The sequence below is a fragment of the Nostoc mirabile CHAB5784 genome, assembly GCF_020829645.1.
GTDB classification, from domain to species: Bacteria; Cyanobacteriota; Cyanobacteriia; order Cyanobacteriales; family Nostocaceae; genus Nostoc; species Nostoc mirabile.
In genome coordinates this window covers 32342-54527 of the sequence record NZ_JAIVFS010000054.1, presented here as the reverse complement: position 1 = coordinate 54527, position 22186 = coordinate 32342, and the positions used below count along the sequence as shown (strand labels likewise).

Genomic DNA, 22186 nt, shown 5'->3' with positions numbered 1-22186 from the left:
GTTCGGATAAGATCCCCCCGCCTGTGGCGACCCCCTTAAAAAGGGGGTAATAAGAAAAAAAAGCCCCCCTTTTTAAGGGGGGTTGGGGGGATCTTCGACGAATAAACACGTTAACCGAACTGTATTGGAACCTGTTGTAATTGACTCAATATCATCTGCTAAATCCATTTCAGTATAATGGCGGGGAATTTTTTGTTGCGCTAAAAGTTGCTGAAATTCCCATACAGATAGATTAGCCAAGCGGCGTGCTTGACCAAAAGTAAAAATATTTTGGTCGTATAACTGCAAGGCAATTTCCTGACGAATAGCCTGCTCACCTTGATTTATGGAATCTGGAGATAATTGCAGGTTAATTGAACTCACAAATTGACTCATATCCAAAAACAGCGTTTTACTTATAGCTTACTCTGCGATCGCTTACAATAAGTAGGTCGGTGTAAATAATTATCGTTTATAAGGCAGGCAGCAGAAGGCAGGCAAAAAAGGGTTTGAGTCTTGTTTACTTTTCTTCATACAGTTTGGTTTTATTGTGCCGACTTACTTACACTCAGATAAGTTTACTCAGAATTCATCGGCAAAACCTGCAACTTCCGATTGCATTCAACAAAGACGCAAAAGCACTTTCTGCGCCTCTGCGTCTCTGCATGAGATATCCCCTACTACACCATCTCAGACGAAGCCTGCACCATCTGCTGCGGCTGCGGCTGGAACATGAACAACGAGTACACCACATCTCGGCGAATGTTAACCATCATATCCAAGAACAGTTCGTAACCCTCGCTCTTGTATTCAATCAGTGGGTCTTTTTGCCCATAACCACGTAATCCCACCGATTCGCGTAAGGCATCCATTTGTTGCAGGTGTTCCCGCCACAGTGTATCAATGCGTTGCAAGATAAAGAAGCGTTCAGCTTGGCGCATGAGTCCGGGTTGAACTTGGTCAATCTGCGCTTCTTTGAGGTCGTAAGCAATTCGCACCTGTTCATGCAGGAAGGCTTTAATCTCGCTGACTGACATATCCTCTAATTGATTTGGCTGCAAATCCGCTAGCAGATAGACGAATTCTTTAACTTTCTCAACCAGCTTTTCTAACTCCCACTCTTCCGAGGGCAAGTCTACGTTGATATAGTAGTCAACGATGTCATCCATCGTTTTTTCAGCGTATTTAATCACCTGTTCTTTCAAGTCTTGACCTTCTAACACCCGACGGCGTTCAGCATAAATAGCACGACGCTGATTATTCATCACCTCGTCATACTCAAATACCTGCTTACGAATGTCGTAGTAGTAGGTTTCAACTTTTTTCTGTGCGCCTTCTAAACTGCGGGTAAGCATCCCAGATTCGATGGGCATATCTTCTTCCACTTGGAAGGCATTCATTAACCCAGCAACGCGATCGCCTCCAAAAATCCGCAGTAGATTATCCTCTAAACTGAGGAAGAATCTCGTGGTTCCAGGGTCGCCTTGTCTTCCTGCACGTCCGCGTAACTGGTTATCAATCCGCCGCGATTCATGGCGTTCTGTACCAATTACGTGCAAACCACCGATTCCCACTACCTCATCATGTTCGCGGGTAGTAAATTGTTCGTATTCCTGCTTAACACGGTTGTAAGCTTCTCGCAATTTCTGAATTACAGGGTCATCAATGGGAGCTTTTTCTGCGGCTACAGCTACCTTGTCTTCTGCTTCCAATTCCGATAAACTGCGATCGCCATACTCTCGCACCGCAATTTCTACTGCATCTTTGAGCAGTTTTTCTGTTTCTTTTGTCAATTGGGTGGGGAAAATTTCTGGCGAAGCCCGCCAAGTTTTGACTTTTTTACCAGGGACAAAGCCTTGACCACCACCGTGTCCTGTAGGCAATCCGGCTGGTCTTTGAACGCCAAAGCTATCTTCTGACTCTGGCATGACGATCCGGGGCATGAAGTATTCCCGTAGCTTCAGACGTGCCATGTATTCGGAGTTACCACCCAAGATGATGTCTGTACCTCTACCAGCCATGTTAGTAGCAATGGTAACAGCACCTTTTCGTCCAGCTTGAGCGACGATTTCCGCCTCACGCTCGACGTTTTCGGGACGGGCGTTGAGTAATTCGTGGGGAATCGCCAATTCCTTCAATAGTCGGCTGAGAAGTTCGGATTTTTCCACACTAGTGGTTCCTACTAATACAGGTCTGCCGAGTTCGTGCATTTCGGCACATTCTCTAGCGATCGCACCCCACTTGCCCGGTTCTGTCTTAAAGACCATATCAGACAAATCTTGGCGTCTGCGATCGCGGTTGGTAGGAATTACCGCAACTTCCAATTTGTAAATTTTTTCAAATTCCGGTTCTTCCGTTTTTGCCGTTCCGGTCATTCCACCCAGTTTTGGATACAGCAAGAACAGATTTTGATAAGTAATTGTCGCTAGAGTTTGAGTTTCTGGCTGAATTTCTACGTGTTCTTTGGCTTCAATAGCCTGGTGTAATCCGTCACTCCAACGCCGTCCGGGTAGCACCCGACCGGTAAATTCATCTACAATTACCACTTCGCCATTACGGACGATGTAATTTACATCCTTGAGGAAAAGTTCTTTGGCTTTAATTGCATTGAAAACGAAGTGTGCCCAAGGATCTTCTGGGTCAAATAAATCTGTGACTCCCAAAAGATTTTCCGATTCCGCAAAGCCTTCATCTGTCAAAAGCACGTTACGAGCTTTTTCATCCACATCATAATGCTCGTCTTTTTTGAGTGTGAATGCGATTTCAGCTGCTTGCAGATACTTTTCTGTAGGTCTTTCCACCTGCCCAGAAATAATTAGGGGTGTCCGCGCCTCATCAATTAAAATCGAGTCTACCTCGTCAATCACGCAATAATTGAACGGGCGTTGCACCACATCTGCCATTGATGTCGCCATATTATCCCGCAGGTAGTCAAACCCTACCTCGCTGTTAGTAACATAAGTAATATCGCAATCATAGTTTTTTTGGCGTTCACTGGGAGTCATGCTTGACTGGATTAGCCCCACACTCAGCCCCAAGAACCGATGCACCTGTCCCATCCATTCAGCATCCCGACGAGCCAGGTAATCGTTCACAGTGACGACGTGTACACCTTTACCAGTAAGGCCATTTAAATAACTCGGTAAGGTTGCTACAAGCGTTTTACCCTCACCGGTTTTCATTTCGGCAATTTGCCCTACATGCAAAATGATACCGCCAAGGAGTTGAACATCAAAGTGCCGCAAGCCCAAGACTCGCCGTCCTGCTTCTCGGACAACGGCGTAAGCTTCGGGCAATAGGTCATCCAGAGTTTCGCCTTTGGCAAACCGTTGTTTAAATTCGACGGTTTTACCTTTTAACTCCTCATCGGAAAGAGCCTTAATTTCTTCCTCTAGAAGGTTAATTTCAGTAACAGAAGGTTGATATTTTTTAAGCTTACGAGCGTTGGGGTCGCCCAACAAAAGTTTTAGCATGGCAGATTATAGAACTGAATCAAGGGGGATGGGGATTAAAGGTTTGGCATTGATTATAAACATTTAACCCAACCCAACCTTCTTGGTTGTGGATGGGTGTCAAATGAGAATTAACTCAAAAACAGGAGAAAAACGAGGCAATCAGTTTACTAAATGATTGGTTTTAACTCTTATCTGATTATTTAGTCTTTCTTCATAGTATCATTTTGCCCTCAGATGGGGCCAGAGAAGGAGTGGGGGAATAGAGTTAGGAGTTAGGAGTTAGGAGTTATGAATTTTTCAACTCCTCACTCCTGTACAGACGCGATTAATCGCGTCTCTACTCCTCACTCCCATTCTGCTGTCAGGCGGCGGAAATTGTAATCACTAGCGCCTTGATGACAACTGACACAGCTACCAACCTGGACGGGACGTGGTAACTTAACTCCTGGATGCAAAGCCTTGAAATAACGCGAGTTATTAAGGCGATAGGGTGTTTCTTCGTCGTCTCGCTGAACACGGGAGAAAGTCGAAAGATATTTCCACACCAAGATGCGTGACGGATCGACTAAAGGCTTTAGTTGTGCGCCGTAGTGCTGCGAGTCTTCCAGGAGATTTTTCCAAGTTTGGGTGGGTAAAACGGCTGGTGGTAAGCCGATGTGGCATGTGGAGCAGTTTTCCAAATACAGTTCTTGTCCTAATTGGTACTGTGCAGGCACTACGTCAACAGTGCCAATTTCGGCGTTAGGAGTAGCACTTTGGGCATTAGTTGCCAAGGCTAGAAGCCAACCCATAGCTAGGCTCCAGGTTACAATTACCAGAAGTAAACCGAAAAATTGGCGTTTGAATTGGCGTTCGGCGCTTTGCTGTAGTACTTGGCGATCGCTCTTTGGCGGGCGATTTTCGCGATCGCGGATTTTGCGCTTAACAAAAATTGACATTCCTCACATTCCCAGATATTTAGAAGTGGCGCTTGTGCTAATCATAGGACTTACCCAGCGTTGGCAGTAGCAACATAGCAATGCCTATTGGCAAGCCCTTCTGCGTCTGTGCATCTCTCAACATTGCAAGGAAAAATCTCTTAGCAGTTTTAACCTGACTCACTAGAAAAATCAGCCAGAATATCTCGGATTTCAATTGCACCAATATCTTCTCGGTCAGATTTGGAATAAATTGTTAGTAGCAAAATACTTGTAGGTGATTCAACTTGATAAATCAATCGGTATCCAGCACTCTTACCTTTTTGGATACTACTGTTGCGAACTCTCACCTTGTAAACAATATACTCTTCCCCAATGCCTGCAATGCGTAGGCGTAGCCCGCCGTAGGCATCGCCTACAAAATTTCTTTGTTGTAATTGCTCAATAATCGGTTGAACATCAGAGCGAATATTGCGGAATCTCTTTGATAGTCTGTAAAGTTCCTGCTCAAACTCATCGGAAAATCGAATTGAAATCGCATTATCACTCTGCATCAATCCTGTCCCATAGCTCACTAAGTGGTCTAGTTTGACCAGCTTTTGCTTGCTGCAAGGCTCTCCTCAAGCTGGCTTTAATCTCCTCAACGGGTGTATCATCAGGATCAACCTCTTCTGCTTCTACCTGTTCTGGAACCAACACAATCACCCGAACCTGATGAGGATAAGTAGTTCCCTGAATCGGCTCATCTAAAACTAGGTTTCCCTGAGAGTCAATCCTGCCGGTAACTTCGATCGCTTTCATTTGTTGTCTACCTGATTTTGTAGGAGATCCTAACATTTGAAGGATTTTAGGTGCATTAGGACGAATCTCCGTAAAGGAAAGGCAGTTATAAGCAGTGGCTTGAGTTGCTCATAACTGCCTCTTTTAGACAACTACGGAAAAAGCTGCTAACAGTTCTACCATTTTTGCTTTCAGTACAGTAATTGCCTCTTCTAAAGATTCACTTGGTTCTGTATCTAGCAAGTGGGCATCACCGACATCAGCACTTGACCAAAGATAGCTGTGTTGCCCTATCGTTAGACATCCTTGCCACTTATCTTCATAAGTCAATACGCTTGGGTTAAGCCCAAAAAATAAAAATGTGTAGGTTGGGTTTCGTCCCTCAACCCAACATTTTCGGCCATTTGTTGGGTAACACTAAAGTTCAACCCAACCTACAATTATCCTTAACCCAAGCGTATTGCTTCATAATAGGTATCGAGTGTGATAAAAAAATGTCGTGGCATTAGCTCATCGGGGTTAAGAACAAACTTTCCCCATTTTTTTCATTATTGTATTCCCAGTTACTCAAGTTGGGAAAAGCAGCTTGAGCTTAGTCTAGAACTTGTTGGATTTCAGGTTCTGTTAATAGCATTTTCAAGAGAAAACAATTAGAGTTAAAAGCTTAGAAGCAACAGTTATCTTTAAGGAATAGAAACCGATCGCAATAATCGCTCAACAACAGTTCTTGCATTCCGTCCACCTCTAGGAATGAGGCGATGGCAAAGAACATGAGGGACGAGAAATTTCACATCATCGGGAATGGCATAATCACGCCCTAATAGAAAAGCTAGCGCTTGGGCAGCCCGTTGTAATGCTAATGTGCCACGCGGACTAACACCAAGGGCTATTTCCTCATCTTGCCGTGTTACTCGTACCAATTCGAGCATGTACTGTTGCAAAGAGGTTGCCACTTTTACTTGAGAGCAGAGGTAACGCAATTCCTGTACTTCTGCCAAGGTAATACAAGGCTGCAAATCAGCAACCTTCACACCATTTTGGAGATTTTGCAGCATTTGGAGTTCTTCTGCTTCGGAAGGATAGCCCAAACTCAGCGACAACATGAACCGATCCATTTGTGCTTCCGGTAGTGGAAAAGTACCTTGATACTCAATAGGGTTTTGAGTGGCAATGACAAAAAAGGGCTGGGGAACTGCACGAGAGACACCATCGACTGTTACCTGATGTTCTTCCATGACTTCCAGTAAAGCTGACTGAGTGCGGGGTGTAGCGCGGTTAATTTCGTCAGCTAGGAGGATATTGGTAAAAATTGGCCCAGGAAGATAAGTAAATTCGCCGCTTTTTGGGTTCCAGATGTTAGTGCCGGTAATATCAGTTGGCAGTAAATCGGGGGTACATTGTAGTCGTTGAAACTTACCATCCAGTGAACGAGCTAGAGATTTAGCGAGTAGGGTTTTACCAACACCAGGGACATCTTCTAGCAGGGCATGACCACCACTTAGCAAGGCTACTAGCACTAAACGTATCGCCTCAGCTTTGCCAACGATGGTAAGAGCCAGATTTTGTGTTAGAGCGTCAATTTTTTCTCTCATGCGGTGCGGGGAGTGGGGAGTGGGGAATGGGGAGTGGGGAATGGGGAGTATGAGGAAAGAGTTTTCCCCATGCCCAATTTCCCTAAATACATTGTTCCCACTTAGAACTGCTAACTCCTAACTTTTAACTTTGCGCTTTAGCACTCAAAACTTCTTTAGCAACAACGCAGTCAAGTTTAATTTGTGTTTTCAGGGCTTCTAGAGAAGCAAATTTTTGTTCAGGGCGCAAAAATTTCACTAGTTCCACAGCCAGTTTTTTGCCATATAAATCACCAGACCAATCGAATAAATGTACTTCCGCAGATGAATAAGTACCATTTAAAGTTGGGCGGTTACCGATATTCATTACGCCTAAGCTTTCACTAGGAGCGACATCTGATGTTTCACTGAGAGTGAAAACGCGGACAGCATAGACTCCTTGGCGGGGCAAAAACTTTTCTTTTGGTAGTTGGAGGTTGGCGGTGGGAAAGCCAATTGTTCTGCCTAATTGTTGACCTTGAACGACAACACCAAGGAGAGTGTAGGGGCGTCCTAGTAGGAGATTTGCATTTTCGATGTCACCTTGGTCAAGGGTTTGGCGAATTAATGAAGTGCTAATGCGGGCATCCTGAGTCGGAGTCCTACTGACGCAACTGCTTTCGGTGGGCGAGTTACCTGTATAAGTTTGTAAGGGAATGATGGTAACGGGGATATTGTGCTTGGCGGCGATTAATTGCAAATCTTTGGCAGTACCACTGCGCTTTTCGCCAAAACAAAAATCCTGCCCGATGCTAATTTGCTGGCATCGCAGTTGTTGCACAAGAATTTTTTCGACGAATTCTTCAGGGGTCAAAGCAGATAATTCTTTGTCAAAGGGTAGTAGTACCAGTTGTTCTACCCCAAGCGATCGCAATTGTTGGACTTTTTCATCAAGTGGCGTTAACAAAGTCCGGGGCTGCCCCGTAAAAAATTCCTGTGGATGGGGGTCAAAGGTGACAACTGTTGAGTAAATATATTCTTCATTTGCTAGTTGTTGATTTTCCTTTGACTGCGGACTACTAGCTACTGACAACTGACCATCAGCGTGCAAGACTGGCTGAATTACCCTTTGATGACCAAGATGAACACCATCAAACTTGCCAAGGGCAACAGCAGTCGGCGTTAGCAGCCCTTTGCTTGAAGAAGAAGCAACCCACACAGAACACCCATTTTGAGACAAATTTAGCACGTGGATTCTGAGATTTTAGGTTTATTTTAGCTATCAGCAGGAAGCTACCTTATGGTAAACCGCCTTGAGGAGGACATTCACCAACTGCCCATGAGGTCTTGGCGATCAGCCAGGGTGTTGATGCTACCCCTTTTAGCTATCAGCCAAAAGCCTAACCCACGGGAAGTTGCCCAAGATGGTATCTTGTGCTATTAGCTTGACAGCTAATTACTAAGTCCAGATAACCCCAAATACCAGAGCTAAAAAGGCTCTAGTTCCTTGTTAAGACTGCAACGAAGGTTTAGCCGCAATCTTAGGGCGTCTGTGGGTGTCTGGGCTGTGTTGGTGAATCTATAAAGTAGTCCTCCTGTTGTCGCCCTTATCCTATGGTTGGCGTGACAACTCTGGGCAGCGCTGTCTCACCGTACAGCCAACAGGTACGCTCTCGCGCTGAAAGCTTCTGATCACCAATCTAATCTAAAATCTCCAATTCCTCCGATCGCAATCTTTAGGTAGAAAACTTACTAATAGGAAAAGATTCTGATAAGACCACTGAGGTGGGAATCTGAAGTACCAATCCTTCCCGTGCCATGATAGCCCCAGGAAATTTTGCAGCTGCTTGTTTGCCTACACTATCCAGAAAGTCGTCATCGTGCGCGGGGTCGTGGTGGTAAATCACCAGAGTTTTGACGTTAGCAGCTTGTGCCACTTTCACCGCTTCTTGCCAGGTAGAATGTCCCCAGCCAATTTTCGGGGATTTGGGGGAGTAGTATTCCTCGTCTGTGTAAGTGGAATCGTAAACCAGAATGTCAGCATTACGAGCTAGCCACAGCACATTATCATCGAGTCGGTCGGGAAAATGTTCGGTATCAGTGATGTAAGTAGCAGCGCCACCACGCCAGTTGACGCGGTATCCTATAGCTTCACCTGGATGGTTTAAAGGTGCTGTTTCTACGGTAACGTCATCGATGTGGATTGGTTGCCTCGGTCGAATGTCGTAGAAATTTAAATTGGCTTGCATAATTTGCAAGGGTACGGGAAAGTTCGGGTGCAACATCTGGTCATTGAGGCGCTGTTCTATGGTAGAACCATCAGGTGCGATCGCGCCGTAGATATGAAAGTCATTCCCCTTCACAAATCCTGGGGTAAAGAAGGGAAAACCCTGCATGTGATCCCAGTGAGAGTGGGTAAAAAATATATGAGCTTCTAACGGCATTTGGCGCAATAAAGATTGCCCCAAAACATGTAGTCCCGTGCCAGCATCGAAAATTAAGCGTTTATCGCCCGCTTGCATTGATATGCAAGGGGTATTACCGCCGTAACGAACGGTGTTTGGCCCTGGGCTGGGGATGCTGCCGCGAACGCCCCAAAATTGTACGGTAAATTGATTCTCTATCCTAGACATGTGTATTGCTTGCTGGACTGAGCGGGCGATAAGTGGAAAAATTGCTACTTATTTTGTCTAAGTTTATGCTGTCTCACTGATTCTGCTAGAGGAAGGATTTCTTGGTAAAACAGCATACCCTGTTTCTGGCTGATTGTGTAAATGTGAATGAAATACTCTCAAGTAAAATTTTCCAGTTTTTCAGGTCGATGTGTATCGGTTATTTCAAGAGTGCCCCTACGTTATAGCCTACATTTTTCTCTGATGCATTTAAATAATTCTAGTTTTATCCTGATAAATCAAATGATTCACCGAAAATTGAATTCCCATTCAGATAATTTATTTAGCCCATCTGCGTAAGTAAGGTTGTATTGTAACGGAGTGATACTGATGTAGTTTTTACGTACAACATGTACATCTAACGGTACATTTTGAGGCAGATTGAATCCGGTTGGGGGTTCTACATCCTCAATTACCTCTCCGGTTAACCAGTAGTACGTCTTTCCACGAGGATCAACTCGTTTATCAAACACATCAATGTAACGCCGCACTCCTTGACGGGTAAGAGTAACTCCAGCAATTTCTTCCCACTTAAGGGCAGGAATATTGACGTTGAGCAACATTAAATCTGGCAGGGGTTTTTGGGCTAACTGGTCTACGAGAATTTTGGCAAACTTAGCAGCAGGTTTAAAGTCTTTAGATGTGTGACTAATAAGACTCAGCGCTACACTAGGAATGCCTTCAATTAAACCTTCCATTGCCGCCGAAACAGTGCCGGAATACAAGATTTCAGTTCCCAAATTCGCACCTTGATTAATGCCAGAGAGAACCAAATCGGGGGGAGTATCTAGCAAAGCCCACAGCGCCAATTTGACGCAATCTGAAGGCGTACCATCGCAAGCCCAAGCTTTGATAGCAGGATGAAAAATCCCTTCAACAATTTCGGCGCGAATGGGTTGGTGCAGAGTTAATCCGTGTCCAGTTGCCGATCGCTCTCGATCTGGGCAAACTACACTCACATCATGACCTGCCTCTGCCAAGTGGTTGGCTAGGGTACGAATACCCAAGGCAGAAATGCCGTCATCGTTGCTAATTAGTAATTTCATAGTCATTGGTCATTGGTCATTAGTCATTGGTCATTGGTCATTAGTTATTTGTTATTTGTTATTAGCCATTTGTCAATGTCTGAGGTCACAAGCAGCAAAAAACTATACACACTCATTAGTAGACTGTGGCGGAAGTTTGCCTACTTTTAACAAGGGGCTTTCAGCTTTTTGTCTAGTTAATTGAGATGTATTTTAGCTGGATATTGAGATGTTACCTGCATTTATGTCAAGCTGTACTAGTACCGCAAGGCAGAGTTCAAAATTAAAAATTCGCCTTGAAAAGTTCTGATGGCCGGAAACCTCCCCTTTGGCTGATATTGATGGCATAGCTGTAAGTTGATTTATCGAGCAGCTTACAGCTTTTGAATATAGACTAATGACTAATGACTAATGACCAATGACTAATAACTAATGACTAGCAATTTAGAAGCTCAACTTTTAGCACTGCGGCAAGAAGGAGAAAAAGCGATCGCAGCCGCCGACACCTTAGAACGTCTGGAGGAACTCAGAGTTAACTATCTGGGTAAAAAAGGCGAACTGGGGGCACTGTTGCGAAGTATGGGGCGCCTTAGTGCAGAGGAACGACCAAAAATTGGAGCGATCGCCAATACAGTCAAAGAATCCTTGCAAACTAGTCTAGACCAGCAACGCGTCGCCTTGGAAGCCGCGCAAATTCAGGTACAGCTAGAGGCTGAAACTCTGGATGTTACTATGCCGGGAATTTACAGCCCCCAAGGTCGCATTCATCCCCTCAATGGTATTATCGACCGGGCACTGGATATTTTTGTCGGTATGGGCTACACCGTGGCTCAAGGGCCAGAGATGGAAACAGATTACTATAATTTTGAGGCTCTTAATACCCCGCCTGACCACCCCGCCCGTGATATGCAGGATACCTTCTACCTGCCAGACGGTAATCTTTTACGGACTCATACCTCGTCAGTGCAAATTCGTTACATGGAGAGAGAAGAACCACCGATTCGGGTTGTGGCTCCAGGGCGAGTTTATCGGCGAGATAATGTAGACGCGACTCACTCGGCTGTTTTCCATCAAATAGAACTTTTAGCCATTGACGAGGGACTAACTTTTACAGACCTCAAAGGCACAATTAAGGTATTTTTACAAGCAATATTTGGCGATTTGCCAATTCGCTTCCGCGCCAGTTATTTCCCCTTTACTGAACCTTCTGCTGAGGTGGATTTGCAGTGGAATGGACGCTGGCTGGAGGTGATGGGCTGCGGTATGGTCGATCCAAATGTACTTAAGTCTGTGGGTTATGACCCAGAAGTTTATACTGGGTTTGCTGCCGGTTTTGGTGTAGAACGCTTTGCAATGGTGTTACACCAAATCGATGATATTCGTCGCTTGTATGCTAGTGATTTGCGGTTTTTGCAGCAATTTTAGGCATACGTAATAGTTATGTACTGCAACCAAGGTAACAAGAAATAATGACCTCATTCTCTAGGTTAGATCAAGTTCTAGAAAGCGTCGAAAACTTATCAGTAGATGAACAAGAAGCACTAATTGATCTGATACGTCATCGATTGGCAGAACGACGGCGTTCTGAAATTTCTGCTAATATCACTCAAGCACAAGTAGAATACCAAACTGGTAAAGTTTTCCGTGGAACAGTTACTCAAATAATGGATGAGTTACGCAAGTGAGAACTGTAGTTCTAGCATCATCGTTTAAACGAGCATTTAAACGATTGGTGGGACGACAGCCACAATTAGAAGAGCGAATTCAAGAGCGGTTAGCACTACTAACCGCCGATCCATTTGATCCACTGTTGCAGACTCATAAGCTTAAAGGCAAACTGTCTGGAGCTTGGGCGTGTTCAACGAAGGGATTTGAGAGGTGCGATCGCTGTCAAAAGTTTCATCATTTCAAACAGTAAAATGTAGTCAATAATTCCTACTCAAAATTCATGCCATGAGTTGATGGCCTTTTTACCGCAGGATGCAATAATCGCAGAAGAAAAGCTAACTAAGTATCTGCTTGTACCGTTGCCCAAAGACGATAAATCTAAATTTCTGGCTAGGGCTGGATACACACTAGACAATTGGCAACAACTGGAACGGGATCTACGCGCTCAAGTTTTAACGCAACCTGCCGAGGCGATCGAAACAACTCGTTATGGGCAGAAGTATGCTATTCGTGCGTGTCTGCGAGGGCTTAATGGTGTTGAACTAAATATCTTAACCATTTGGATGGTTGCAAACGATACAACCAAATTTGTCACCTTAGTGCCAGATCAAGGAGCTAACTTATGAAGGTACAGTACCCCTTATTCTCTCAAGTTGCTTTAGCACAGGATTTACCAGAATACAACCTCAAGCGAGGGAATGTTGCAACAATTGTGGAACATTATCCCATGCCTGAAGGGGAAGAGGACGGGTATAGTCTGGAAGGGTTTGATTTGCCCCATGTGACAGTCGAAGTCGCAGCATCTCAAATTATCCCCATTGCCCAGTTGCAGCAAGAAGAAATCATTTTAGCCAAGTTACGCCAGCTATCTGGAGCGAGGCTGTTGCAATTACAAGACTATCTCGATTTTCTGTTGCAAAAAGAAGAGTCTGAGCATCAGAGTAGGTTAAAATCTCCCACCTAACTATTTGGCGAGAAAATCTTCTGCGATCGCTTCTACTATTTTCCCACATTTACAATTAACCGCACAGCAATTACTCCAAGCCGGAGAAAGCACTCAATCCAGCTTGGAAAGTTAGATAATTACTGAACAATGTAAAACTAAAAAGTTAAAAATTATATCATGTCCGCCAAATCACCCATAATAAAAGAACCCCACCCCCAACCCCTAAGAGCTTGCGGGGAGGTTAGCTCAAGCGCAGCTTTTGCGGGGTGGGGTTCCGGTTATTATGGTTAATTACCCGGACATCATATTACTCATCAAAAAAGTTTTATAACCACTTTTATATCGCTATCTTTAACCTAATAATATGTGTGAAGCAAATCCGATCGCTCCTCCTGCCAGTACTAACCAGGCAGAATTGATTTTGAATTGGAACACAGCGATCGCACTCACAATTGCTACGATAATTGTTAACCAATCCACTAGCGCTGCTCGTCCTAATGTGTAAGCTACTCCTGCCATTAATCCGAGAGAAGCCGCATTCACACCATCCAGAAATCCACTTGCCCAGGAAGATTGACGTAACTTAGGAACCCAAGGATTAACCACCCAAACTAGCACAAAAGCTGGCAAGAAAATGCCAATTGTAGCAGCAATTGCCCCAGCATTTCCTGCTAGCAAATACCCAATAAATGTTGCGGTGGTAAAAACAGGCCCCGGTGTAAACTGCCCGATCGCTACGGCATCTAAAAGCTGCTGTGATGTCAGCCACTGGTTGCGCTCGACCAAATCCCGTTGCAGAAATGCCAGCAACACATAACCACTCCCATAGAGAACACATCCAATTTTGAGAAAGAAGGCAAAGACGCTAATCCAACTGACTGATGTAACTGCTGTTGTACTACCAACCTGCGCCAGAATACCTGAAATAGGTAACAGGAATGCTCCACTTGTGTGTCCTCTAGCTTGCCAATTCTTTAGTAGCATGACAGCGATACCTAGTAAAATCAGCACCAAAATTTCGTTGAATCCAGCTAAGTAGGCTGCGATCGCTGCCACCCCTGCAATGATCGTCGGCACGTCTTTAGCTGCCTTTTTCCCCAGATTCCACACAGCCTGAATCACGATCGCAATTATTACAGGTTTAATTCCATAGAGCAGCCATTCCACTTGGGGGACTGTTTGATAGCGAGCATAAATGGCGGCTAATGCCCAAACGATCAGCATCGCAGGTAGAATAAAGCAGCTGCCCGCAACTACTAAACCACGCCATCCGGCTCGTTCGTAGCCAATGTGAATGGCTAATTCCGTCGAGTTGGGGCCTGGAATCAAATTCGTAATCCCTAGCAAATCTAGCAGTTTCTCCCGGCTCATCCACTGACGACGATTCACCACTTCATTGTCCATCATGGCGATGTGGGCAGCAGGGCCACCAAAAGCGATCGTCCCCAGTCGTAAAAACACCGTTGCCAGTTCTGTTAATCGCTGCTTCTGTTGTCTGGGAGTCAAAGCCTTATAGGAAACTACTTCTTGCTCTTTCTGGATATCCTCAGCTTCTTGCGTCATTATAATTTTCCTGATTAATGATCATGACAGAATTAAGATATCGAAATTCGATAGCGGAAATCTATATACTTAGAAATTAATTTGTGATACTATGCATTCAACTAGTAAGTACGGTAATACAATCGAGATTAAGGGGTATATATGAGTGATGTCAAGAAGGTGAGCGATGAGTTTTCGGCAGGTGGACAGCCAACCCCAGAGACACTAAAACAGCTTGCCGATCAAGGATATAAGTCTGTGGTGAATCTGCGTAGACGCAAAGCGGCTTGTCGTTAGACATCGCTTGATGAAACTGGAGCCTTAGAAGACGAACAGCAACATGCCCAAGCCGTAGGTCTTGAATATGTCAATGTTCCACTCAAGCCAACCCAAGCCAACGATAACTTGACTGCAAAAGTTCTTAGAGAACTAGAAGAATTGCCGACTCCTGTATATTTTCATTGTGGTGCAGGTGGACGAGCCAGCGCCTTAGCACTCATTGCTTTTGCAACTCAATAAAAGCTGAACCGTGAACAGGTTTTAGCAAGAGCAAAAGAACTTGATATCAACCCAGAGCAACCTCATTTCAAGCAGTTTTTAGAAAGCCTCTCTTGAATAGTGCTGAGTTCTGAGTTAGGAGTTAGGAGTTAAAAGTTTTCCACTGCTCCCTCATCTCCTTCATATCCCTCATATCCATACTCAGCACTCACCACTACTCCTCGAACAATTCGCCAAATAATTCCCGTACCTTTTCTTTAGCATCCTCTAGAGTCATTTTTCCTAAATCGGTAGCTCGGTAGAGTCGTCGGCTTTGCCGCCCCGATCTCTGCTCAATGGAATATAGATATCCCTTGCGCTCCATCTCATGCAGCATTGGGTAGAGTGTTCCAGCACTGAGTTTATAGCCGTGACGTGCTAGTTCTTCAATAACGCCTAGCCCAAATATTGGCTCCTGAACTGCATGATGCAGAATGTGAAGCCGAATCAAGCTTGAGTAGAACTCTCGTCCATCCATTAGGCAAGGCTTTTGCGACACTTAGAATTTTATTTTCGCTTATATCGGGCTATTGTCCGGTTTTTCCATTCCACTGGCAAAGCAGCCCAGAACTATAGGGGTTCCCACATGGGTAATACCAATTCACGAAAATTTTGATACATATCGATTTATCGTAGGGGCATGGCATTGTATCATTATTAAAGTGAAATGGTATGATAAAACTTTAAACAAAATATAGTCTAATCTAATCAAATATATTCAGATATCGGGAGTATGGTATATTAATTTCAGGTTGTAAATAGTCATCATGCGGCAAGTAGAAAAACACGTAATCAAAGATGGGCATGAATGGTTTGCTTATTGTGTTGAAGTTACCACAATTTCTCGCCAGCTTTATAACACGGCTCAATTTACACAACGTCAGGGGTTTTTCTATGGATGGGGAACTCAAACACAAGCCAAATTAGATGCTTTATTTAAGCAAGACGAAAATTACAAATCTTTGCCAGCTAAAGTATCTCAACTTGTTTTGAAACAAAATGCAGACGCTTGGATCGCATACTATAAAGCCTTAGAAGTCTATCGGATTGAACCAACTAAATTCACTGGTTTTCCAAAAGCGCCAAGTTATGTTGACGACAAAAACTTAGTTAAATTTAATAATCAAGCAGTTGGGAAGAGGGAATTTAGCAAGGGTTGGGTTGTTCCGTCAATGTCACCAATCAAAATTCCTATTCTACCGGAACTAAAGTTTGAGGACTTATGCGAAGTTAGGATTGTGCCGCGCACTGGTTGCTTTGTTATCGAAATAGTTTATGAGATTTCAGACAATAGTAATTTCTTCTGTAGTCTGAACCCCCAACTCAATGCAGCAATTGATATCGGACTTGACAATCTAGCGACAATTGTTTTCAATGACCCGACAATTCAACCAATTGCTGTCAATGGTAAGCCATTAAAATCAGATAACCAGTTTTATAACAAGCAGATTGCAAATAAGCGAGGATTCTTGCCCAATGGCAGAGGGACATCAAAGCGGATTGCAAACATAGTTCGTAACCGGAATAATTTTGTAGATTCTTACTTGCACCAATCGACAAAAATGATTATGGATGAATTTTTGCGCTTAGGAGTAACTCATGTATCAATAGGTAAAAACGAACAATGGAAAACTCATCTTAATTTAGGCAAGCGTACAAACCAGAACTTTACTCAAATACCCCACGCTAAATTCCTAACGATGCTGACTTATAAACTCGAACGAGTCGGGATCACCGTTAAGGTAGCAGAAGAATCCTACACCAGTCGGGCTTTAGCGATTGATTGGGACATCATCCCAACTTATGACTCTAACAATAAGGTAAAACACGTCTTCTCCGGGAGGCGCGTCAAACGTGCGTGGTATATGAGTAAGAATGGTTTTAAAATTCATGCCGATGTGAACGGTGCATTGAACATCGGCAGAAAAAGTAATCCCGAAGGATTCGACTGTCTCAAGTCTATTTTAAGGGATAGGGGATGTCTGGTAGTGCATCCGAGGCGGATAACTCCACTATTTAAGCGTGTCCATGCTGAAAGTAGAGTTGCTTAAATCCAATCTCACAAACGTCTGACTATACTTGACGGGAGTGATTTGGAACTATAAGGTCTAAGTTTCTCCAATACTTCCCGCCAAAAGGTGGTCAGTGAATTACACTAACCACCATGCGTGAGACTTTATCTAACAATTCCTGAGTGACCGGGGATATCTGCTAAAGGTTCAAATCTTCCGCCTAAGTATTTGGCGAGAAACTCTTCTGCGATCGCAAAAAAGTGCAGCCGATTTTCTGGTCTGGCAAAACCATGTCCTTCATCAGTGTAAAGTGCATATTGTACTGGCAAACCAGCCTGCTGCATTGCATTGACAATTTGATCGCTTTCTGATTGTTTCACTCGTGGATCGTTTGCACCTTGACCGATAAGTAAAGGTTTTTGAATTCGGTCAGCAAAGAATAAAGGCGATCGCGATTTCAAAAATTCCTCTTCTGTCTCCAAGTTACCGACACGATGAAAAAGCATTGCCTTCAATGGTTCCCAATAAGGCGGTATAGTTTCTATCAAAGTAATCAGGTTACTCGGCCCCACAATATCCACACCAGCCGCAAAGATTTCTGGTGTAAAAGTTAACCCCACTAGAGTGGCGTAACCACCATAAGAACCGCCCATAATCGCAATCTTTTGCGGATCGGAAATGCCTTTTTCCACTAACCAATTCACGCTGTCAATCAAATCGTCGTGCATTTTGCCAGCCCATTCTCGATTTCCAGCATTCAAAAATGCTTTACCGTAGCCAGTGGAACCGCGAAAGTTCACTTGCAGAACAGCATAACCCCGGTTAGCTAGCCATTGCGCTGTGGGAGAGAAACCCCAAGTATCCCGCGCCCAAGGGCCACCATGAACCAGGAGTACTGTTGGTAGATTCTGAGTAGGTATTCCCACAGGAGTTGTTAGGTAACTGTAGATAGTTAAGCCATCCCGCGCTTCGTAAGAAATCGGTTGCATTGAAGCTAACTGCAACGTTTCGAGTTTGGGTTGGTTACTAAAGAGGAAGGTACTAGTTTTTGACTCTCGGTTGTAGGCATAGTAATAAACTGGGCCATCGTCAGTTCTATAAGCTAAAGCCCAAGTTTTATCTTCCAAGTCGCGGCTAATTATAGAGAATTCTCCAGGACGCACCTTGGCGATTTCCTCAAAATCTGCGGCGATACTCTGGTCAATTACTTGCCATTCCTGTTTATCTTTGTAGAAAGAAACTGCTTGGATAACTCGCGTCAGTGGCTGAATGATTATCCCCACGACATCATACTGCTCATCTTCAGCAATGACAGTTTCTTGACGGGTGTCTAAGTCAACAGCTAGCAGACGTTTGGCGTTAGCATCGTGATTCCCTTGAATATAAAGGGTTTTACTATCAGCCGAGAAACTTATAGAATTCCCTTCTTCCTCTGGCCCCCAGTGGCGAAGAATTTCCCACTGTTTATCTGGCGTTTTCTGCAATAAGAGGTCGTAACCACCATCGGCTGTGCTAGCTGTCGCTGCACGTATTTGGAAATCAGCGTCAGATGTCCAACTGATAATGTTACCGGGGTTGTCAGTGTCGAACTCCACAGCACCATTTTTTAAGTTGATGCGGTAAACGTCAAACTTTTGGGGATTGTTCAAGTTCAAAGCTACCAGCATTTGATCTGGAAATTTGGGTTCCAGTTCCACGAGTTCGGCTTTTACACCCTGGAATGGCGTTAAGTCACGCACAATCTTGGAGTGAATATTAACCAAGTGGAGGTGAAAGTTCTCGTCGCCATCCGAGTCCTGCATATAAATCAACTGGTCGGCGTTATAAGTCCAGAAGAAAATGCGGATACCGCGCTTTTTGTCGGCAGTTAGTATCTGGTCGTCTTCTTGTCCTACAGTTCGCAACCAAACCTGCAAGACATTTTTCTTATCAGGGGCAATATATGCCAAGTACTTGCCATCAGGCGAGAGTTGCGGGCTGGTTTTTTCGGGATTACCAAACAGAATTTCGCGCGGAATTAGCGGTGGTAGGGAGGGCGCTTGAGCAGATGACATATTTTCATCCTCTACTTGACTTCCCTATTGTCACTTGGTTATGAAAATGACAATTCATCCTATTGGATGAACCTCATTGGAGAATAATATCATGTTCGCTTGATTACTTATTAAACCCGAAGAACCCCACCCCGACAATCGTCGCTTCGTCTCCCCTCCTGCTTGCGGGGAGGGGAGATTTTGGGGAGCCAGTGCGGTCTTGGGGTCTCCCCAAGTGGAGCCGGATAGCGTGTGGGGTGCAATGACTGTGGAAATCATAACTAATTATGCAAACATGATATAAGGGATAAGGTATTGATCTCCTGAACGAGTCTTTGATACTTATAAACGAGGCTTTTAGCTCCGTTCATCCACCTTTTATACTCGTGAACGAGTTGCAAAAAAATTGTAGGTTGGGTGGAGGCTTTGCGTAACCCAACATCCTGATATATGTTGGGTTGCGCTCCGCTCCACCCAACCTACGTCTAATGCACTATTTTGCGTAGACAGTCCACTACGTGCATTTCAAAAATCAAATACTAGTCCTATATAAGGGATAAGGTATTGATCTCCTGAACGAGTCTTTGATACTCGTGAACGAGGCTTTTAGCTTCATTCATCCACCTTTTATACTCGTGAACGAGGCTTTTAGCTCCATTCATCCACCTTTTATACTCGTGAACGAGGCTTTTAGCTCCATTCATCCACCTTTTATACTCGTGAACGAGGCTTTTAGCTCCATTCATCCACTTTTTATACTCGTGAACGAGGCTTTTAGCTCCATTCATCCACCTTTTATACTCGCTGACGAGTCTTTGATACTCATTGACGGCAATTATCGCAATGTCCGCAACGCAAGTTAGCAGCTTCTTTGTCAAAACCAAAGGCATTTAACAAAAACTGCCAACGACACTGCTTAGTTGTCAGGTATTGATGCATCTGTTTAGCAGCGTGTAATTGCGTCGCTGGTTGATTTCCGGCTTTTTGAGCAATGGTGTAATGAAAAGGATCAAGCCAGTTTAGCTGACCGTTGCTGTGGAGTAAAGCTAGCGCTGTAGCACCTTCAGGAAATTGTCGGGTTACTGCATTCACTTCTCCCTGTTTTGGTAATTTTTTCACAAGTTGCTGCGCTATTTGTTGTTGCGATCGCATTTTTTCTTGAAAAAACTCCTGTCTTTGCTTATCCTCTGGATCTAACCACCCCGTAGGTTCACTTACCAGCGTCAACGCTTCTGCCGGTTTCCCATCCCTTCCAGCGCGGCCTATTTCTTGCACATATTCAGATAACAAATGTGGTGCGTGAAAGTGGGCAACCCACCTGACATTGCTTTTATTAATCCCCATGCCAAACGCACAGGTACACACAACAAAGGGAATTTTGCCACCTAACCAGCTTGCTTCTACTTCACGGCGTTCGGTTGCACCCAATCCCGCATGATAACTAGCTGTTGCATAACCCATGTCTGCTAACCATTCGGCTAAATCTTCGCTATCTCTCCTAGTGCGAACATAAACTAACCCCGATTGTTGCGGTCTATTTTGAATAAACTTTAATAATTGTTGTTTTCTACCTCGTGGTGTCCAAGCAATGCGAACACTGGGATGCAAATTAGGACGGTAGGGATTCAAGCGGAAAATCTCTGGTTGCTGTAATTGTAAAACTGTTTGAATAATTTTTTGGGCTAACGGGTCAGCAGTCGCAGTAAAAGCGGCGATGCTGATTTTTGTTCCTGGTGGTTTTGATTTTAGCAATGCAGGACGCACTGCCCCTAATCTGCGATAAGCTGTGCGAAACGTGTCTCCCCACTGCACTAAACAATGGGCTTCATCCAAAATTAAGGCATTAATTTGCAATTGCGGCTGACATAATCTTTCCCAGACTGGCGCACTTAGCAAAGTTTCTGGGGATAAATAAAGTAATCTTAGCTGTTGACGTTCTAAAGCTTGCAGAGTTGCACGGCGTTGAAATGAAGGTAATTCACTATGCAAAAGTGCTGCTTTTTGATTGCTTTGTAATAGTTCCTGAACTTGATTTTCCATCAACGCCACCAAGGGCGAAACTACCAAAGTTAATCCTGTTTGTAGTAGCGCGGGAAGTTGAAAACAAATCGATTTTCCTCCACCTGTGGGCATAATAATCAGTGCATCTTTTTGTGCCAATAAACTGCTGACAATTTCTCCTTGTGGCGAACGGAAATCTTCATAACCCCAGATTTTTTTAAACGTAGCGAGAACTTCTTGCCAAGATTTTATTGTAGGCTGATTCATAATCAATAGTATATACATTTATATCCTTGAAAACTGAATATAGCCTCTGTTATCCAGCTAATGGTTCAGTAATTTCATCATCTCAGGTTGCAACCCACTGACTACAAGATTAGACATAGGAGTGAAAAAGAATTGTTTTGACGTAGCAATGCTACGTCTCTACCAAAGTTATTTTGAGAATCTTGGAAAACCAACGTTTCCTGAAGTTTTTTGTTTGGGCTAGCCGTGACATTGTTTAGTGAAGTCACGCGATGTTACAAGGTTGATATTACAGCAGAGCGAGCAATATTGATTTGATGCCTGTTCTACCACCTTTACAATGGGGAGAAGGACACACTTCAGGAAAGCGCAACATGCCGAAAATCACCCTGGAAGTATCAGAAGAATTATCTCAACAACTAGCACAAGTAGGCGATCGCTTACCTGAACTACTTGCTTTGAGCCTCAAACAGCCAGCTGTACCAGCACAAGTTTACCGATATATCCTAGATTTTTTGGCCAGCAATCCCACTCCTGAACAAATTGCTGAATTTAAACCTACTCCCGAAATGCAAGAACGGTTGCGTACTTTGCTAGCACGCAGTCACGCAGGTGAACTCACACCCACGGAGTTCAAAGAACTAAATGAGTATGAACGTATTGAACACTTAGTTGTGATGATTAAAGCAGGTAACTTATTTTATTTGACCAGTTGACCGTGAGTGTAACCTATATTCCAATACGCTTGGGTTAAGGCTAAAACTCTTTGTGAAAGTCAATTTTTTTAACGAACCGCAGAGGCGCAGAGAACACAGAGAGAAGA

At 44.1% G+C, this 22186-nt stretch carries 23 protein-coding genes; 9 read left to right on the top strand and 14 right to left on the bottom strand.

Annotated features, from left to right (window positions below; genetic code table 11):
* Positions 1–72: 72 nt before the first annotated feature.
* The 8 genes from LC653_RS27460 to LC653_RS27425 all read right to left on the bottom strand — a co-directional run bounded on the left by LC653_RS27460 (position 73) and on the right by LC653_RS27425 (position 7930).
* Positions 73–375: a UPF0175 family protein gene (locus LC653_RS27460; RefSeq protein ID WP_229497834.1), complete on the bottom strand. Its 303-nt coding sequence runs from the start codon at positions 373–375 to the stop codon at positions 73–75.
* Between the two features lie 284 nt (positions 376–659).
* Positions 660–3452 carry a preprotein translocase subunit SecA gene (gene secA / locus LC653_RS27455; protein WP_229497833.1) on the bottom strand — a complete coding sequence of 931 codons (2793 nt, stop codon included), beginning with the start codon at positions 3450–3452 and terminating at the stop codon, positions 660–662.
* A gap of 326 nt (positions 3453–3778) precedes the next feature.
* On the bottom strand, positions 3779–4372 hold the full coding sequence (locus LC653_RS27450) for a cytochrome C (protein WP_229497832.1): 594 nt from the start codon (positions 4370–4372) through the stop codon (positions 3779–3781).
* Between the two features lie 149 nt (positions 4373–4521).
* Positions 4522–4905: a type II toxin-antitoxin system RelE/ParE family toxin gene (locus LC653_RS27445; RefSeq protein ID WP_229497831.1), complete on the bottom strand. Its 384-nt coding sequence runs from the start codon at positions 4903–4905 to the stop codon at positions 4522–4524.
* Positions 4895–5152 (bottom strand): type II toxin-antitoxin system RelN family antitoxin, encoded by a 258-nt coding sequence (locus LC653_RS27440; protein ID WP_229497837.1) that lies wholly within the window; start codon positions 5150–5152, stop codon positions 4895–4897. Before LC653_RS27440 ends, LC653_RS27445 begins: the two co-directional genes overlap by 11 nt.
* 123 nt (positions 5153–5275) lie before the next feature.
* Entirely contained in the window at positions 5276–5461 is a 186-nt protein-coding gene (locus tag LC653_RS27435; RefSeq protein WP_229497830.1) for a hypothetical protein, read from the bottom strand.
* Positions 5462–5814: 353 nt separating this feature from the next.
* Positions 5815–6723, bottom strand: a complete 909-nt coding sequence (locus LC653_RS27430; protein ID WP_229497829.1) for an AAA family ATPase — start codon at positions 6721–6723, stop codon at positions 5815–5817.
* A 124-nt stretch (positions 6724–6847) separates the two neighbouring features.
* Positions 6848–7930 (bottom strand): bifunctional riboflavin kinase/FAD synthetase, encoded by a 1083-nt coding sequence (locus LC653_RS27425; protein ID WP_229497828.1) that lies wholly within the window; start codon positions 7928–7930, stop codon positions 6848–6850.
* Between the two features lie 51 nt (positions 7931–7981).
* Between LC653_RS27425 and LC653_RS27420 the strand changes: the two genes are divergently transcribed.
* Positions 7982–8125, top strand: a complete 144-nt coding sequence (locus tag LC653_RS27420) for a hypothetical protein (protein WP_229497827.1) — start codon at positions 7982–7984, stop codon at positions 8123–8125.
* A 292-nt stretch (positions 8126–8417) separates the two neighbouring features.
* Here the strand turns inward: LC653_RS27420 and LC653_RS27415 are convergent, their stop codons facing one another.
* Both LC653_RS27415 and surE read right to left on the bottom strand, forming a co-directional pair.
* A complete protein-coding gene (locus LC653_RS27415; RefSeq protein ID WP_229497826.1) occupies positions 8418–9314 on the bottom strand; it encodes an MBL fold metallo-hydrolase in 897 nt (298 codons plus the stop codon).
* A gap of 287 nt (positions 9315–9601) precedes the next feature.
* Positions 9602–10399 (bottom strand): 5'/3'-nucleotidase SurE, encoded by a 798-nt coding sequence (gene surE, locus LC653_RS27410; RefSeq protein WP_229497825.1) that lies wholly within the window; start codon positions 10397–10399, stop codon positions 9602–9604.
* Between the two features lie 411 nt (positions 10400–10810).
* On the opposite strand from surE, the gene pheS reads away from it, so the two are divergent.
* The 5 genes from pheS to LC653_RS27385 are packed head-to-tail and all read left to right on the top strand — an operon-like array spanning position 10811 to position 13010.
* A complete protein-coding gene (gene pheS / locus LC653_RS27405) occupies positions 10811–11803 on the top strand; it encodes a phenylalanine--tRNA ligase subunit alpha (protein WP_229497824.1) in 993 nt (330 codons plus the stop codon).
* 44 nt (positions 11804–11847) lie between these two features.
* On the top strand, positions 11848–12063 hold the full coding sequence (locus tag LC653_RS27400; RefSeq protein WP_229497823.1) for a hypothetical protein: 216 nt from the start codon (positions 11848–11850) through the stop codon (positions 12061–12063).
* Positions 12060–12296, top strand: coding sequence for a type II toxin-antitoxin system RelE/ParE family toxin (locus LC653_RS27395; protein ID WP_229497822.1), 237 nt, complete (start codon positions 12060–12062; stop codon positions 12294–12296). Before LC653_RS27400 ends, LC653_RS27395 begins: the two co-directional genes overlap by 4 nt.
* A 43-nt stretch (positions 12297–12339) precedes the next feature.
* Positions 12340–12672, top strand: coding sequence for a DUF6883 domain-containing protein (locus tag LC653_RS27390; RefSeq protein WP_229497821.1), 333 nt, complete (start codon positions 12340–12342; stop codon positions 12670–12672).
* Complete coding sequence (locus LC653_RS27385; RefSeq protein ID WP_229497820.1) at positions 12669–13010, top strand: DUF4926 domain-containing protein; 342 nt, start codon at positions 12669–12671, stop codon at positions 13008–13010. The genes LC653_RS27390 and LC653_RS27385 overlap by 4 nt, the downstream gene beginning before the upstream one ends.
* 333 nt (positions 13011–13343) lie before the next feature.
* Here LC653_RS27385 and LC653_RS27380 read toward each other — a convergent pair whose 3' ends face one another.
* Positions 13344–14555 (bottom strand): chromate transporter, encoded by a 1212-nt coding sequence (locus LC653_RS27380; protein ID WP_229497819.1) that lies wholly within the window; start codon positions 14553–14555, stop codon positions 13344–13346.
* Positions 14556–14696: 141 nt separating this feature from the next.
* Here LC653_RS27380 and LC653_RS46980 point away from each other — a divergent pair, with 141 nt between their 5' ends.
* Positions 14697–14831, top strand: a complete 135-nt coding sequence (locus LC653_RS46980) for a hypothetical protein (RefSeq protein WP_308189150.1) — start codon at positions 14697–14699, stop codon at positions 14829–14831.
* Positions 14832–15246: 415 nt separating this feature from the next.
* Here LC653_RS46980 and LC653_RS27370 read toward each other — a convergent pair whose 3' ends face one another.
* Positions 15247–15570, bottom strand: coding sequence for a PadR family transcriptional regulator (locus tag LC653_RS27370; protein ID WP_229497818.1), 324 nt, complete (start codon positions 15568–15570; stop codon positions 15247–15249).
* A gap of 268 nt (positions 15571–15838) precedes the next feature.
* Between LC653_RS27370 and LC653_RS27365 the strand changes: the two genes are divergently transcribed.
* Entirely contained in the window at positions 15839–17122 is a 1284-nt protein-coding gene (locus LC653_RS27365; protein WP_229497817.1) for an RNA-guided endonuclease InsQ/TnpB family protein, read from the top strand.
* A gap of 125 nt (positions 17123–17247) precedes the next feature.
* Here the strand turns inward: LC653_RS27365 and LC653_RS27360 are convergent, their stop codons facing one another.
* The gene (locus LC653_RS27360; protein ID WP_229497816.1) at positions 17248–19137 is read right to left on the bottom strand and encodes a S9 family peptidase; all 1890 of its coding nucleotides are present in this window, start codon (positions 19135–19137) and stop codon (positions 17248–17250) included.
* Between the two features lie 801 nt (positions 19138–19938).
* The gene (locus LC653_RS27355; RefSeq protein ID WP_229497815.1) at positions 19939–21384 is read right to left on the bottom strand and encodes a RecQ family ATP-dependent DNA helicase; all 1446 of its coding nucleotides are present in this window, start codon (positions 21382–21384) and stop codon (positions 19939–19941) included.
* A 353-nt stretch (positions 21385–21737) separates the two neighbouring features.
* On the opposite strand from LC653_RS27355, the gene LC653_RS27350 reads away from it, so the two are divergent.
* Positions 21738–22079, top strand: coding sequence for a hypothetical protein (locus LC653_RS27350; protein WP_229497814.1), 342 nt, complete (start codon positions 21738–21740; stop codon positions 22077–22079).
* Positions 22080–22186: the final 107 nt, after the last annotated feature.

Coding starts and splice junctions, on each gene's coding strand:
- LC653_RS27390 (WP_229497821.1), top strand. CDS start 12,340: ATGGCCTTTTTACCGCAGGATGCAATAATCGCAGAAGAAAAGCTAACT.
- LC653_RS27355 (WP_229497815.1), bottom strand. CDS start 21,384: ATGAATCAGCCTACAATAAAATCTTGGCAAGAAGTTCTCGCTACGTTT.
- secA (WP_229497833.1), bottom strand. CDS start 3,452: ATGCTAAAACTTTTGTTGGGCGACCCCAACGCTCGTAAGCTTAAAAAA.
- surE (WP_229497825.1), bottom strand. CDS start 10,399: ATGAAATTACTAATTAGCAACGATGACGGCATTTCTGCCTTGGGTATT.
- LC653_RS27350 (WP_229497814.1), top strand. CDS start 21,738: ATGCCGAAAATCACCCTGGAAGTATCAGAAGAATTATCTCAACAACTA.
- pheS (WP_229497824.1), top strand. CDS start 10,811: ATGACTAGCAATTTAGAAGCTCAACTTTTAGCACTGCGGCAAGAAGGA.
- LC653_RS46980 (WP_308189150.1), top strand. CDS start 14,697: ATGAGTGATGTCAAGAAGGTGAGCGATGAGTTTTCGGCAGGTGGACAG.
- LC653_RS27460 (WP_229497834.1), bottom strand. CDS start 375: ATGAGTCAATTTGTGAGTTCAATTAACCTGCAATTATCTCCAGATTCC.
- LC653_RS27430 (WP_229497829.1), bottom strand. CDS start 6,723: ATGAGAGAAAAAATTGACGCTCTAACACAAAATCTGGCTCTTACCATC.
- LC653_RS27450 (WP_229497832.1), bottom strand. CDS start 4,372: ATGTCAATTTTTGTTAAGCGCAAAATCCGCGATCGCGAAAATCGCCCG.
- LC653_RS27440 (WP_229497837.1), bottom strand. CDS start 5,152: ATGAAAGCGATCGAAGTTACCGGCAGGATTGACTCTCAGGGAAACCTA.
- LC653_RS27445 (WP_229497831.1), bottom strand. CDS start 4,905: ATGCAGAGTGATAATGCGATTTCAATTCGATTTTCCGATGAGTTTGAG.
- LC653_RS27365 (WP_229497817.1), top strand. CDS start 15,839: ATGCGGCAAGTAGAAAAACACGTAATCAAAGATGGGCATGAATGGTTT.
- LC653_RS27380 (WP_229497819.1), bottom strand. CDS start 14,555: ATGACGCAAGAAGCTGAGGATATCCAGAAAGAGCAAGAAGTAGTTTCC.
- LC653_RS27420 (WP_229497827.1), top strand. CDS start 7,982: ATGGTAAACCGCCTTGAGGAGGACATTCACCAACTGCCCATGAGGTCT.
- LC653_RS27385 (WP_229497820.1), top strand. CDS start 12,669: ATGAAGGTACAGTACCCCTTATTCTCTCAAGTTGCTTTAGCACAGGAT.
- LC653_RS27400 (WP_229497823.1), top strand. CDS start 11,848: ATGACCTCATTCTCTAGGTTAGATCAAGTTCTAGAAAGCGTCGAAAAC.
- LC653_RS27415 (WP_229497826.1), bottom strand. CDS start 9,314: ATGTCTAGGATAGAGAATCAATTTACCGTACAATTTTGGGGCGTTCGC.
- LC653_RS27360 (WP_229497816.1), bottom strand. CDS start 19,137: ATGTCATCTGCTCAAGCGCCCTCCCTACCACCGCTAATTCCGCGCGAA.